Source organism: Spirosoma sp. (assembly GCF_048594605.1).
Taxonomy (GTDB): domain Bacteria; phylum Bacteroidota; class Bacteroidia; order Cytophagales; family Spirosomataceae; genus Spirosoma.
The window spans coordinates 18559-32935 of record NZ_JBMDWV010000047.1 but is presented as its reverse complement, the minus strand read 5'-3'; the positions used below and the strand labels follow the sequence as shown (position 1 = coordinate 32935).

11 protein-coding genes are annotated in these 14377 nt (G+C 49.9%); 7 read left to right on the top strand and 4 right to left on the bottom strand.

Annotation, left to right across the window (positions count from 1 at the left end; translation table 11 throughout):
- Window positions 1-48: 48 nt before the first annotated feature.
- The 4 genes from ACOJS8_RS02850 to ACOJS8_RS02835 are packed head-to-tail and all read left to right on the top strand — an operon-like array spanning window position 49 to window position 7035.
- Window positions 49-2589: a hypothetical protein gene (locus tag ACOJS8_RS02850; RefSeq protein ID WP_420147019.1), complete on the top strand. Its 2541-nt coding sequence runs from the start codon at window positions 49-51 to the stop codon at window positions 2587-2589.
- Window positions 2590-2611: 22 nt separating this feature from the next.
- Window positions 2612-5356: a glycosyl hydrolase gene (locus ACOJS8_RS02845; RefSeq protein WP_420147018.1), complete on the top strand. Its 2745-nt coding sequence runs from the start codon at window positions 2612-2614 to the stop codon at window positions 5354-5356.
- 7 nt (window positions 5357-5363) lie between these two features.
- Window positions 5364-6296 (top strand): alpha/beta hydrolase fold domain-containing protein, encoded by a 933-nt coding sequence (locus tag ACOJS8_RS02840; protein WP_420147017.1) that lies wholly within the window; start codon window positions 5364-5366, stop codon window positions 6294-6296.
- Between the two features lie 19 nt (window positions 6297-6315).
- Complete coding sequence (locus ACOJS8_RS02835) at window positions 6316-7035, top strand: SGNH/GDSL hydrolase family protein (protein WP_420147016.1); 720 nt, start codon at window positions 6316-6318, stop codon at window positions 7033-7035.
- Window positions 7036-7051: 16 nt separating this feature from the next.
- On the opposite strand, the gene ACOJS8_RS02830 is transcribed toward ACOJS8_RS02835, so the two are convergent.
- Window positions 7052-7828, bottom strand: coding sequence for a GntR family transcriptional regulator (locus ACOJS8_RS02830; RefSeq protein ID WP_420147015.1), 777 nt, complete (start codon window positions 7826-7828; stop codon window positions 7052-7054).
- Window positions 7829-7976: 148 nt separating this feature from the next.
- Complete coding sequence (locus tag ACOJS8_RS02825; protein ID WP_420147014.1) at window positions 7977-9851, bottom strand: ABC transporter ATP-binding protein; 1875 nt, start codon at window positions 9849-9851, stop codon at window positions 7977-7979.
- 190 nt (window positions 9852-10041) lie between these two features.
- Between ACOJS8_RS02825 and ACOJS8_RS02820 the strand changes: the two genes are divergently transcribed.
- The 3 genes from ACOJS8_RS02820 to ACOJS8_RS02810 all read left to right on the top strand — a co-directional run bounded on the left by ACOJS8_RS02820 (window position 10042) and on the right by ACOJS8_RS02810 (window position 13392).
- Window positions 10042-10557: a thioredoxin family protein gene (locus tag ACOJS8_RS02820; RefSeq protein ID WP_420147013.1), complete on the top strand. Its 516-nt coding sequence runs from the start codon at window positions 10042-10044 to the stop codon at window positions 10555-10557.
- Window positions 10558-10632: 75 nt separating this feature from the next.
- Window positions 10633-11190 (top strand): low affinity iron permease family protein, encoded by a 558-nt coding sequence (locus tag ACOJS8_RS02815; RefSeq protein ID WP_420147012.1) that lies wholly within the window; start codon window positions 10633-10635, stop codon window positions 11188-11190.
- Window positions 11191-11364: 174 nt separating this feature from the next.
- Entirely contained in the window at window positions 11365-13392 is a 2028-nt protein-coding gene (locus ACOJS8_RS02810; protein WP_420147011.1) for a PAS domain-containing sensor histidine kinase, read from the top strand.
- Here ACOJS8_RS02810 and ACOJS8_RS02805 read toward each other — a convergent pair.
- Window positions 13367-13954, bottom strand: a complete 588-nt coding sequence (locus ACOJS8_RS02805; protein WP_420147010.1) for a biliverdin-producing heme oxygenase — start codon at window positions 13952-13954, stop codon at window positions 13367-13369. The genes ACOJS8_RS02810 and ACOJS8_RS02805 overlap by 26 nt on opposite strands.
- On the bottom strand, window positions 13951-14370 hold the full coding sequence (locus ACOJS8_RS02800; protein WP_420147009.1) for a response regulator: 420 nt from the start codon (window positions 14368-14370) through the stop codon (window positions 13951-13953). The genes ACOJS8_RS02805 and ACOJS8_RS02800 overlap by 4 nt, the downstream gene beginning before the upstream one ends.
- Between the last annotated feature and the right edge of the window lie 7 nt (window positions 14371-14377).

The following is a 14377-nucleotide window of genomic DNA, read 5'->3' as shown; positions in this document are numbered from 1 at the left end:
TCATAATCAATCTTAACGATCGGTGTGCTATAAATCTGTTTTCAACACATGCGTACGCAAATCATTGGTTTTTTTTGTGCTCTGAGTATCGCCATTTTCGGCTTTACGACCAGTACCGATACGCCCAACCTCGACAACTCGACGTTACGGGGTAAAAACTTCAACAACGTAACGCTCGAACTCTCGCTCAAGCCGTTCAAAAAGAACGACAAAACCTACATTCAGCAGGTAGCTACGGAATTATTCACGCAATGGGCGTCGCTGCTGCGGCATACCGATACGGTGTCGGTGATGATGTGGACGTCCGATGGTTCGGAGATTCTGGACTATACCGGTAAAGCGAATCAGCCGCTCGAATGGGCGAAGTATATGGGCAACCCGAACACCGAGCACGAAGTTGGCTCAGGCCCGGCCGATTTGTCATTGCATCAGCGCGCGCTGGTGTACATGGACAATCCGCCTGCTTACACCTACGGTGATTTGAAATTCATTGTTCAGGCGCTCAAAGAAGCAGGAAAACGTGTAACCGGAAAACCAGTACGTATCGGCGCTACATTCGATCCGGGGCCGGAGTTTGCCAAATCGGAGTTCAAGTACAAAAAACACCCCGAAATTCTGGGTGGCAATGCAATGGGCCACAAAACGATGGTCAGTTGCTACGCTACGTTAAATGCCGATAGTCAGCCATATGCCGGATTTCCGAAAGGTATTCCGGCCAATACGCCGTTCGGTACGTTTCTGGGCCGCCAGAGCCAGCATTTCCTGACCGATATGGGCTACGATTTTATTTGGCTCAGCAACGGGTTTGGATTTGGCGTAGAAGGCTGGTCATCGACGGGAGCGATTTTCAACGGGAAGGAATTTGCCGCCGAAAAACTGGCGAATACGCGCGAGTTGATTGCTGGTTTCTGGAATCAGTTTCGCAAAGAATGTCCTGGTTTTCAGATTCAAACACGCGGTACGAATCTCTCGACAGGTGCTGATCTGGCCCGCGATGGCGTGGATTTAAAGCAGATTTACGGCGGAAAATACAACATGCTGCCCCCGCCAAACTCGCCCTGGGCTGCGCTTGACGGCGATTTTGGACTGGAAATGGTCGGCTATATGTCGCGGATGGCCGAGCTGCCCGACGAACGCTATCTGTTCCGCTATTACACGCATGATCCTTGGTGGGTAAACAGCCCCTGGCTCGACCGGTACGGACAGGAACCGCACGATATTTATCTGCCAATGGCGGTGGCACGTATCAACGCCAAAGGTGAAATCAAACTGCCGACGCATCTTAATTTCCTGACGGCCGACAATACGTATGGCGAAATGCCCGCGCAGGTACCCGACGAGGTGACGCCCCACATCCTGAAAGCCCGATACGATTCGCCAACCGCACCCGGTCCGCTGGTTTGGGTGTATCCATTCGAAGAGTACCATACGTGGGCCTATAAAGACGGCAAACGCTTACCCGAAATCTACTACGGCGACTGGCTTATTCGGCAGGCCATTAACAACGGTTTCCCGCTGAACACGATTATTTCGACCAGTTCGTTCCAGAAAGTCGTTACGTCCAAACCCCAGTTTTTTAATGAATCGGTGCTTGTGAGCATTGTGCCGGATGCGGGCTCTCCGCTCGAAAAGTCGCTGATCGATTTTGTACAGAATGGCGGCAAACTGCTCGTCTACGGCCCTGCCGATCATGCAGGACCCGCGTTTCTGGATCTGCTCAATCTTCAAAATGGATCGGCCATTGAAGGCGATTTTCAGGTTAATTCAACCATTACGTTCGATAAACTGACAAAAGCTTATCCCAGCAAAATCACGCACCGGGCGTTGTTTTCGGGGGGCGGTGTTGCTACGTCGGTGAAAGACAAAGCCGACAAATCGACCAACGTACTGGCGACGATGACGCAGGGCAGCAACAGCCGCGACGTCGTCTGGACACGTAGCAAACCCGACTGGAAAGGGGGTAAAGTTGCGTATGTGCGCGGTACCAACTCCAGCAAATTTACAGGCGGCAAACTCCTTACGCCCGACAATCCCGAAGAACTATTTACCGGGCCGCTGCTAATGCGCTACGTATTGAACGAGTTCGGTCTGGATTATCGAATCGACAAGCGAAATCCGTCGGTCAAGAATCCGGTCCTGACGATTTCGCGGGGCAGCAATGGCTTTTTCTTCTCCGGCTATTGCCCGAATACAACCCTTACGCATCGGTTCAAAATGCCGCAGGGCGCGCCCATCCTGACGGGCTACGAAACCGAACTGGCTGACGGTTTTTCGGTCTACAATATGCCCAAAGCCTGGCATCGCGAAAGCCGGTTCTTCGTCGATCAAAAGGAGGGAATGATCTCTTGCCAAGAAATGACGTCGGGCGTGCAGCACATCAACCGTTGTGTAAAATTGACGGGTCTGAAAAACGCGACGGTACGTATCTATCCCGACGAAGGCATAACGGAGAAAGGACTGAATGTGTACGCGAACACGGGCTATCCGTGGGGCAAAAAGCCGCAGGCTGCGTTTAAGTCCGGCGATAAAAAGTTTGGCAATCACTACGTTGTCGAGAATGCAACGGGCGATCTGGTGGTGTTCTGGTAAACCTATAAAACCTTTCTCTGCTATGAAACTCTTCGCCGGGCTATTAGGGCTTGGGCTAGTGATCGCTATGGCTTCCTTAGTGCCGCAAGCCGATCCGGTTAACTACGCTACGTTAAAACAGGGCTTCAAAAATCCGCCTACGCACGCACGACCGAAAGTGTACTGGTGGTGGCTCAACGGCTACGTCGATACGCTTCGGCTAAAAGAAGAATTGCAGGCTATCAAAAAGGCGGGCCTGGGTGGTGTCGATATTTTCGAAATCGGGTTGCCGCCCGCCAGCGACCTGAATCAGGTAATTCCGGCGGGGCCTGCGTTTATGAGCGATGCGTCGGTAAAAACGATTCATATGGCGATCAAAGAGGCTGGTAAACTGGGACTGGAAGTGGGTCTGAATCTGGCCAGTAGCTGGAATGCGGGCGGTACGTGGGTGACGCCGAAACATGCCGCCAAAACGATTTATTTCTCAAAAACAACGGTTCGTGGCGACGCTTCCCCGTCAACCAAACTAGCGTTTCCGACCATCACGCCCGACAAACAAGGCAACAAACGCCCCATTGCGTACGGCCCGGATGGGAAACCAGCGTATCACGAAGAGATTGCCGTTATCGCGCTTCCGGCGGGGCAACAAACGCAATTGGATACGGCAAAAGTTATCAACGTATCATCGTTTTTTGATCCAAAAACTGAGCAGTTGAACTGGAAAGCTCCGGCGGGTGAATGGGACGTGTACCGCTACGTCTGTTCCAATTCGGGTGAGCAGTTGATACGACCAACGCCCCAGTCCATCGGCCCGATTATCGATCATTTCGATTCGTCGGCCACGCGGATGCACGTCATGTATTTTATCGACAAGCTGAAGCCGCTCCTCGGCGATTTCCGAAAAAGTCCGTTGAAAAACCTTTATCTGGCCAGCTACGAAGCGAAGGAATTTACGTGGACGCCAACCTTGCCCGCTACGTTCAGGAAGTTACACGGCTACGATCTGTATAAGTTTCTGCCCACCGTTTTCAATAAAAATTTGTACCAGCCGGAGCTTGCCAAACGCTTTCACTTCGACTTCGACAAAACGTTTTCTGAACTAATGATTAATAACCACTACCGCAAGTCGAAGGAGATTTGTAACCAGCACGGGCTGCAAATTATTTCGGAATCGGGTGGGCCGGGGCATTTGCACCATATTCCGGTGGAGAGTCTGAAAGCGTTGGGGGCCATCGACGTACCGCGTGGCGAGTTCTGGTACAACCGGACGTTTTTCATGGAAAATGATAAAGACAGTCTGGTTGATATGATTTATCTGGTGAAGGAAATTGCGGCTGCTTCGCACATCTACAAACGCGGCATCGTCGAGGAAGAATCGTTCACCAGTTACTGGGATTGGCAGGAAGGCCCCGGCGATTTGAAATCCCTGGCCGACAGATCGTTTTGCGAAGGGATGAACCGGCTGGTGATTCACGGATTTACGCATAATCCGTCGGGCATGGGCCATCCGGGAATCGCTTATTTTGCGGGTACGCACTACAACGACCGCAACGGCTGGTGGCCCAAAAGCAAACCCTTCAACGATTACCTGGGACGTATTTCTTTTATCCTGCAAAAGACCAATTTCGTAGCCGATGTCCTGCACTACTACGGCGACAACGTACCGAACCTGGTTCCACCCAAAAACACGCGCTTTACCGTTGGACCGGGCTATGATTATGAGATCGTTAACACCGAAGTGTTGCTACGTGATCTGACCGTCGAGAACGGAAAATGGGTATTGCCGGGCGTTGGAACATATAGCGTACTCAACATCGGCACCGAAGGTCGAATTCCAGCCGAGGTACGTAGCAAACTGGATCAGTTGGCGAAGAAGGGCGGGCGTTTGGTGGAACCGTCGGCCAAACCCATCGACGCACTGAAAGCGATGAACGTAGCGCCCGATTTCAGCTACCCCGATCAGAAAGCCGATCAACGCCATACGCCGATTGATTACATTCATTATCAATACGATGGGCTGGATTTTTATCTGGTCCGTAACACGACGAATCAGTGGATTTCGAAACCCTGCACCTTCCGTCAGTCGGGAAAGAAACCAGAAATCTGGAATCCGGTAACGGGCAACGTAGTATCAATCGCTACGTCGTCGGTGACCAGCGGTCGAACGAGTCTGCCCGTTACGTTGCCGCCCAATGGGGCCTATTTTGTGGTGTTCGGCAAAGAAACCGGAGCGGCTTTGCAAAACATCGGCAGCGATGGGCTGGCTAACCCTGAGCAGAGTAAAACGGTAATGACGCTGGATGGTTCGTGGCAGCTCAATTTCCCGAAAGGCTGGGGCGCTCCCGAAACCGCTACGTTGCCCAAACTAATCTCGTGGACTCAATCAGAACAGGCAGGAATCAAGTACTTTTCGGGGATTGCTACGTATCAGAAAACGTTCAATTACAAACCGGAAGCGGCCAAAACCGGCCGGGTTTATCTGGATTTGGGGTGGGTGTCGAAGGTAGGCGAGGTGTGGCTGAACGGCAAATCGCTGGGCGTTTTGTGGACGCCCCCGTATCGGGTCGATATTACGGACGTAGTGAAATCGGGGGCAAACGTACTGAAAGTGGACGTAGCGAATACGTGGTCAAACCGACTGACGGGCGATGCCATTACGGGTGAAAAATTCACCAAAACCAACATTACCAAAGCCAACAAAAATCTGGTTCCGTGGGGGAAACTGCCGTTGATCGAATCAGGCTTGTTGGGGCCAGTTACGATTCAGGCCGTAAACGTTAATCGTTGACAAAAGCATGAAACAGTATGTCTATTATTTCCTTCTGCTACTAGCAACGGGAGCTTGTTCGCGAACAACAAGTCAACTGCCTTCTGGTAGCAAGTCTGTTCAGCAAGCAGCGCCCAATGGTGTTACGCGGATTCAGGACGTAGTGTATGGGCGTAAATTCGGTACGGCTCTGACGATGGACGTATTGAAACCGGCCAGGCCCAACGGCATTGGCGTAGTGTATGCCATGAGTGGTGGATGGCATTCCGATTACAGCATGATTGAGCGTCGGTTAAAGCATTTTCATTATTTCACTGACCGGGGGCAGACTGTTTTCCTGATCTTGCATGGGTCGGCCCCGCGTTATCAGGTGGGCGAAGTGGTGCAGGATATGCATCGGGCAGTGCGGTTTATCCGGTATCACGCGGCTGAGTACGGCGTTGATCCTAACCGGTTGGGCATATCAGGCATGAGTTCAGGTGGACATTTGTCGATTTCTGTCGGTACAGGTGTCGGGCGGTCTGATTCCCTGAAAACATCGGACCCTGTTGATAAAATGTCGAGTCGGGTACAGGCTGTTGCCTGTTTTTTCCCTCCCGCTGATTTACTGAATTATGGGCATAAAGGTCGATTGTTTGTGGAGTGCGATACCGTACGTCGGTTCTGGCCACAGTTTGGTGTCGATGGAAAATCGAAAGACGAAAAATTAGCTCTGATGCAAAAGCTGTCGCCCATCAATTTCATTTCGAAAGAAACCCCGCCAACCTTGCTTTTACACGGTACAGTCGACCCGCTGGTGCCACTCGAACAGTCGGAACGGTTTACTGCCAAACTAAAAGAAACCGGCGTTCCGGCTCAATTGATCATTCATCAGGGCGGTGCGCACGGCTGGGACGAAACCTGGGAGTCCGATTTGGGTGTTGTTGCCGATTGGTTTCAGACATATTTATTGGTGAAGTAGACTAGAATCAGCAAAAAACATGACAACTTATCTTGCATCAGCTATGTATAAAATTCTCCTGATAATTTGTTTGATACCAGTGATAAGCCTGGCCCAATCTGCCGATTCCGCTACGTATCTGGCTGATGTCAAGAAAGAACTGAACGTAGTATGGCCCAAAAACCGGACCATTAATCTGGTGTTTCATGGACATTCCGTTCCGGCAGGTTTCTGGCACGACCACGAGGTTCATACGCTTGAATCATACCCAAATCTGACGCTGGCGAAACTGAAACAGCAGTATCCATATGCCGTTATCAACGTCATTGTAACAGCCATTGGTGGCGAAAATTCGATAAAAGGGCAAACCCGTTTTGAGTCGGACGTACTGGTTCATAAACCCGACGTATTGTTCATAGATTACGCCTTGAATGACCGTTTTTCGGACATTAATAAAGTGCGCGAAGCCTGGGAGAAAATGATCCAGTCGGCGCAGGCCAAAGGAATAAAAACGATTCTGGTAACGCCTTCGCCCGACCAGCGACTGGATATTCTGGACGCCAAAAATCCGCTGGAACCTTACGTACAGATGATCCATCAACTGGCCGAAAAATACCATGTAGGATTGGCCGATCCCTATGTCCAGTTTAAAGCAATTGCCAAACGGGGCGAGTTAAAAAATTACATGTCGCACGTGAATCACCCCAATAAAATTGGGCATGAGGTTATTGTTCAGGAACTGGTAAAGTGGCTGAAATAACCAATCAACTGAATGCCTAATGTGCGTGTTCAGGGCTGGCGATAACGGCAAATTTGTACTTGTCGCCGTGATAATAGGATTGCTCAATTTCAACAACTTTATCGGCCTCACAAATCACGGCGCTGTCGAGCACAAAAGCCGGAGTCGGTTTGCTGAGTTCAAAATTCGTCGTGTTTGGCTCCAGAATCCTTACACTCAACGTCTGTTGTACTTCACTGATCTTCAAATGATACGTATCTTCATAGACCTTGAAATACGACACCTCGGTAGGGATGCGGTTAATTTTAGGGCATAAGGTCAGGGAGATATATTTAACCTCATCTTTCATCAACAAATCGTCGGCGTAACGTAGCTGATGGAGTTTCAGCACGGGCCCCTCGACAATAAAATGCCGTCCGTTAATTTCGGTGGAAATGCCATCCTGAAGAATGGTTTTTTCCAGCACGATGTTTCGGGGCGTGAATCCTTCGGCAATCAGGCTATCGTGAAAGCCCCGACGCGTTGCGTAAATCGAGCCGAGGGTACGTAGCAGATGATGATCTTCGGTACGGTTCAGTACGTAGGTTCCTTTTCCTTTAATACGACGGGCCCATCCTTTGGATTCAATTTCGAGCAGTGTTTTACGGGCGGTCGTATTACTGACTTTAAATGTTTTAATCAGCTCATTTTCAGACGGAATCTGATCGCCGGGCTGTAATTCACCCGACTTGATTCGCTCAATAATCTGTTCGCTAAGCGCAATAAATTTTGCTTTACCCGTATCCGCCTGAGCGGCTGACCGTTTCTTTTCCATTCAGTTGACCCGATCCATATCGGGGCCGTTACGTAATCAATCCTTTCGAGAAGGTCTGTAAATATACAGGTTCCGGATTAGGATTGCTTTCTGCGCTGACCCTGGCTTATCAACGGGCATAGGGAAAAGACTACGCCTGTTGACTAAACTACTGATAGCCACGAGCTTGCAGTCCAAACAACTCGGCGTATCGACCGCCTTTCTCCAGTAGCTCATAGTGCGAGCCAATTTCGAGCAACGTACCGCCCGACAACCCGGCATTTTCCAGCACCAGAATGCGGTCGGCCATACGAACGGTGCTGAATCGGTGCGAGATGATAACGGACGATTTTCCTTCTGTCAGTTTGGCGAATCGCTGAAAAACCTCGTATTCGGCGCGGGCATCAAGGGCGGCAGTTGGTTCATCGAGAATGATCAGCTGTGCATCGCGCATGTAAGCGCGCGCCAGCGCTACTTTCTGCCATTCGCCCCCGGATAACTCAACGCCTTTACCAAACGACCGACCAAGTTGCTGATCGTAACCACCCGCCAGTTTGGCAATGACCGTATCGGCCAGACTCCGCTGGGCAGAGGTTTCAATGCGGGGTTGGTTGCTACGTTCGTCAATATCGCCCACGGCAATGTTGACACCAGCCGACATTTTGAAGCGGGTGTAATCCTGAAAAATAACGCCGATGTTACGTCGCAGTTCCATCAGATCGTATTCGCGAAGATCGTACCCATCGAGCAGAATGCGCCCTTCTGCCGGATCGTATAGCCGTGCCAATAATTTTACGAGCGTGGTTTTTCCGGCGCCATTTTCGCCAACCAGGGCCAGTTTCTCGCCAGCACGTAGTGTGAACGACAGGTTACGTAGCGCCCACCGTTCCGAATTCGTGTATTTGAAGCCAACATTTTCAAACACAAAACCTTCCTGAATAGGATTTGGAAACGGACGACTTGTTTTCGGCGAATGAATCAGTGGCTGGATGGCGAAGTAATCGAAAAGATCCTGTAGATAAATCGCTTCCTGGGTCAGACTGCTGAACTGAAGCAGAATTCCCTCCAATGAACCGCGTACCTGACGGAACGAGCCCGCCAGAAATGTCAGATCGCCCAGCGAAATTTGCCCGTTTACAGCCCGCATTACAATCCAAACGTAGGCACCGTAATAACCGGCCGTTCCAAGTGCTGTCAGGAGTGTTCCCCAACCGGCCCGGCTAATGGCCAGCGACCTATTTTTGACGTAGTATTGCCACGACAGCGACCGGAACCGATCGATCAGGAAATCCGACAGACCGAAGATTTTGACTTCTTTCGCCGTTTCGTCGCTGGCACCTACGTAGCGCAGGTAATCGAGTTCGCGCCGTTCGGGCGTCCAGGAGCGCGAGAGCGAATAGCTACGTTGGTTGAAATAATTATCGCCAATAAACGAAGGCGTAACAGCCAGCAGAATCAGCAGCAATAGCCATGGGTTATACACCGCCAGACCAGCCGCCAGAAAGCCGACCGAAATCAGCTCCTGCACTTGCCCGAACACGCCCGAAAGCAGTATTGTCCGGCCCGTCGTCTGACGCCGGGCGCGTTCGAGTTTATCGTAGAACGTAGCATCTTCAAACTGTTCCAGATCGAGCATAGCGGCATGTTCCATCAGCCGAACCGAGGTACGATTGGCAAACAGATCGCCTAATAAACTGTCCATCAGCGAAACCGCCCGCCCGAGCGCTGTCGATAAAATAGCCAGTCCAAATTCGGCAGCTACGAGCCACCAGAGGTAATTTGTATCGTGATCTGTTTGTGTATTTTTTGTCAGCGCAACGACCTGATCAATAATTAGTTTACCAATGTAGAGTGTTGTTGCCGGAATAGCCGCCCGAATGAGCCGCAGAAAGGCATTACCGAGAAATAAGCTTGGTGAAACCTCCCAGACCAGTTTAAAAAACGCCGGTAAATTACCGAGAGCCGCAAAGCGTTCGCGCCAGCTTACTTCTTCTTTCGTCTTCGCATCAGTGAGAGGAATATGTGGATTTTGTGTTTTTGCCATACACAAATCAGACAAGTGCTGGTACGGATTAGTTCATCGCTGTGCCTTCATCGATCTGGTCAGGTTACTGGTGTAAAGCAGCAGAACCATGTCGTTGAGTTTACGCAGGGAAGGACATCAAAAGTGCCAATACGTTACGTAAAAACGCGCCAATTTTCGGTATCAACAGTTGCGTGGCTACCTTTGGTTTATGAGACCTATCTGCTTTTTGTTTGTTGCTCTACTTTTTTGTGGCTTTCGAAGTGAGGAGCCATCCGGAATTCGCTTTTTCAGCGGTTCGTGGCAGGAGGTTTTGCTGGAGGCTAAGCGACAGAATAAACCGATCTACGTCGATTTTTATACAAACTGGTGCCCGCCCTGCCGACGTATGGCGTTTGAAGCGTTTCCTAACGTAGCAATCGGGGCTAAATTCAATGAGCGTTTTGTTAATTATCAGGTGAACGCCGAAATAGGCGAAGGTGTGACTCTGGCTAAACGCTACGCTGTCCAGAGCTATCCAACGGCACTATATCTCCTTCCAACTGGCGAAGTCGTTCACAAAGCCGTGGGTTATGCCGGCGTCAATGCCATGCTGCAACAGGCCGATATGGTATTCTCCATGCGTGAGGTACGTCGATCCCGGCGGAAACGCATGCCCAGCGACGACGCAATGCTATCGGCTACACCGAAGCCAGTAGACTCAACCAAGGCTGATTCATTAAAATGATTTAATATCACAAACCAGCTTGTATAAGGTTATTACAAGTATTCATTTACGTACAAAAGAAACCCAAGCCAACTTATGCAAGTAAATTCATCTGCCAATTTTTTTGAGCGATTTGCCTCCCGGGCTACGTATGCCACAGGTTCGTCAACAGCTTTTTTGCTGGCTCTTTTAACAATTATTATCTGGATCGTTTCCGGGCCGATTTTTCATTATTCCGATACGTGGCAACTGGTTATTAATACGGGTACTACCATTATTACGTTCCTGATGGTTTTTCTGATTCAGAAATCGCAGAATAAAGATTCACTGGCCATGCAGATCAAACTGAATGAACTGATTGCCGTCAATAACAAAGCCAGCAACCGCCTGCTCAACGTAGAGGACCTGACCGAAGAAGAACTCCGCGCTCTGCATAAGTTTTTTGGGAAATTGGCCGAAAAAGCAAAAACAGAAGCCACCTTATCCGAATCGCACTCGGTAGAAGAGGCTGAAGATATTCACGACGAGAAAGTAGAAGTTTTCAAAAAGCGGGCATCTGCCCGACACAAAGACCGGCCTGCTGCCAATCCATCGGCAAAGTCACCGCAGAAGCCTGGGGAAAAATCTGGGTCAGCCAACAGAAAGGCAAGGTAGCTATCAGGAGTTATCCCGTTTTATTCTGTATCTTAACCTTTCTGGGGTGAATTTATCTGTAATTTTGTTAAAACATGCCCGATCTACTCTGAATTTATCTAACAAGAGCGAAGCAGAGCGGTTTATGTCAATACAGCCAGATGGCTCATTTTCCGTTTCAGCTTTTGTCGACGTATGAATCAGCTACTCGCTGCGCAGTTTTCTCCTTTGCTACCTGCTGAAGAAGCGTTATTACGTCGTTCATACGATCATCTACAAACAGCCCTGAGTATTGGCCTGGTTGCTACCTGGTTCTGGGAAATAAAAACGGACAATGTATACGGCGACCAGAATTTGCTACGTCTGTTTGGCTTACCCGATACTCCGGAAGCTAACGGTTTGCCGCTGAGCACGTTTACGGATAGTATTCATCCTGATGACAAGGCGCGCATTCTTAAACTAATTGAAACGGCCATCGATGCCGGTAGCATTTACGAAGCCGAATACCGAATTGCTGGTAAAGATGAAAAAATCAGGTGGGTACTGGCACGCGGTAAGGTTACCTTCACAGAGCAGCATCAGCCACTTACGTTTTCGGGTGTGCTGGTGGACGTAACGGAGCGTAAACTGGCCGAAATTCGCTCGCAGGCAATGGAAGACCGGTTTCAGCTGGCTATGGAAGCCGCTCAACTGGGAACCTGGGATTTTAACCCCGTTACGGGCGAACTGATTTGGTCTGATCGATGCAAGGAATTGTTTGGCCTCCCCCCTACCGCAAAAATTGACTATTCCGTTTTTCTGGACGGATTGCACCCGGATGACCGAAACAAAACCGATCAGATTGTTCAGCGGACTTTACTGCCCGAAAGCGATGGTCATTATGATATCGAGTATCGTACAGTAGGGCTTGAAGACGGTCAGCTCCGCTGGATACGGGCTAACGGCCGGGCGTTCTTCGACGACAAAGGAGTTGCAAGGCAGTTTATCGGCACAGTTGTCGATATAACAAACAGCAAACGGAACGAAACTATTTTACAGCAACGCGTGGCCGAACAGACCCAGAATCTGGAACGTCAGGCGCATCAATTACGTACTACGCTGGACGCTTCGCTGAATAGTATTATCGCTATGACGGCCATGCGCGACCCGAAGGGAGTTATCTATGATTTTATGATGAATACCGCTAACGCGGCCGTCATCAAAAGCAATTTCATGACTCCTGACCAGATTGTTGGTCGTACTCTGCTGACTGTCTTTCCCGGTAATCGCGATAATGGTTTTTTCGATCTGTACGTCCGGGTAACGAATTCTGGCGAACCCGAACAAAGCACACAGTACTACCAGGATGAGTTTGGCCTGGAAGGCTGGTTTGAAGTATCGGCGGTGAAGCAGGAAGAGAATGGCGTTGTTGTTACGTATAACAACATTACGGATCGAAAACAGGCCGAACTGGCGGCTCAACAACAGGCAGCCGAACTCAAAGCAGCCAACGCCGAACTCAAACGGTCGAACGAAAGTCTGCAACAGTTTGCCCATATCGCATCGCATGATTTACAGGAGCCGCTCCGGCGGATACAGGCATTTAGCGACCTGTTGAAAACCCAATTCGCTGATAATATTTCGGATGGTGAAACGGATATGGTCCGGCGAATTCAGCGGTCGGCCCAACGAATGCAAATGCTCATTAAAGACCTGCTGACCTATTCTAAATTAAGCACGCAGCGCGAACCGTTTACGAACGTAGCGCTGGATGAAGTCCTTGAGGATGTAAGCAGTGATCTGGAAATGAGTATTTCGGAAAAAAACGCTACGGTCGACATTGGAAAACTCCCCAGCGTGTCGGGAAGCTCATCGCGGTTACGTCAGCTTTTCCAGAATCTGATTAGCAATGCGCTCAAGTTTATTCCAAAAAACACCGTCCCTGTTATTCAGGTCCATTCCCGCATTGCGCAACCGAACGAACTCCCGGACAGCTTACAGGATCAATATGCACAACCGTTTTGGGTGATTAGCGTAGCGGATAACGGCATTGGCTTTGACGAGCGTTACAAAGACCGGATCTTCACGCCTTTCCAGCGCTTGCATGACTCCACTTCATACAGTGGCACCGGAATTGGACTGGCCATTTGCCAGCGCGTTGTGGAGAGTCATGGCGGTGCAATGGACGTCAGCAGCAAACCGGGCGAAGGTTCTACGTTTAAAGTGTTTCTGCCGGTGCTTTAAAGGCCCCCATAAATATCGTCTGGTAACGAATAAACGCCTGCTTAGCGGCTCCCACTACCTCATCATATTGGCTCTCAGCCGATTGCAGGGCAAACGCTCCAAAGCGTTTCCACTGGCTGCCTGTTTCGCTTCCGTACCCTTGGTAAAAACGCGCCTGAGCCAGCAAAGGCTGGATGGCTGGATTTTTGTGTAACATCCGCCAGATAACCGTACCACCCAGCATTGACCCTTCGCCCACGTAAGCCGCTCCCAGCAACTGAGCGGGTGTCCAGCCAGTAAATATGTTGGGAGCCGGTTCAGAAATCAATTCGTTCAGATAAGCCAGATCGTTTAGCAACCAGGGAGTTTTCCGCCGGCTATCCGGCTCGTAGTTTTGAAAAAAATCCGGATGCTGATCAATAGCCGTTTCGAGCGACTGGTGAAAAATCAAGTGAGTTCTTAGTAAATGAGCGTATTCGTCCGGGGTTAACGTACCATTTTGAAGAGCTTCCGTATAAAAAAGCTGCTCGGTTTGCTCGTGCATGGGCCGGGTTTCCTGCCGTAACCGTTCCAGTAACGTCATCGATGATCGATTCGAATGTTATTTTCTAACCAGAAATCGCACATTTTCCCGATTATGCTGCCCGTAGCCTGGTAACTACCGGGTTTCACAACATAGGCATTCACCCCCGCTTCGTAGGCGGAGTGAATATCACGCGGGCTGTCGGACGTACTGAAAGCGACGATAGGCAGGTATTTTGTGCGTTCGAGTGAGCGAGCGTGCTCTATCACATAGAACCCACTCAATCCGTTCAAATTCAGATCCATCAGAATCAGTTTCGGCAATGCACCGGTCTGATTACTTCCGCTCAGATATTCAACTGCTTCCGATCCACTTTTCAAAACAGTGAACGTAATGGAGCGGTCCATTTTTTTGATTAGACGACTGAAGATATCCGCATCATTCGGATCATCCTCAACGTAAACTATATCTACCATACTTCCA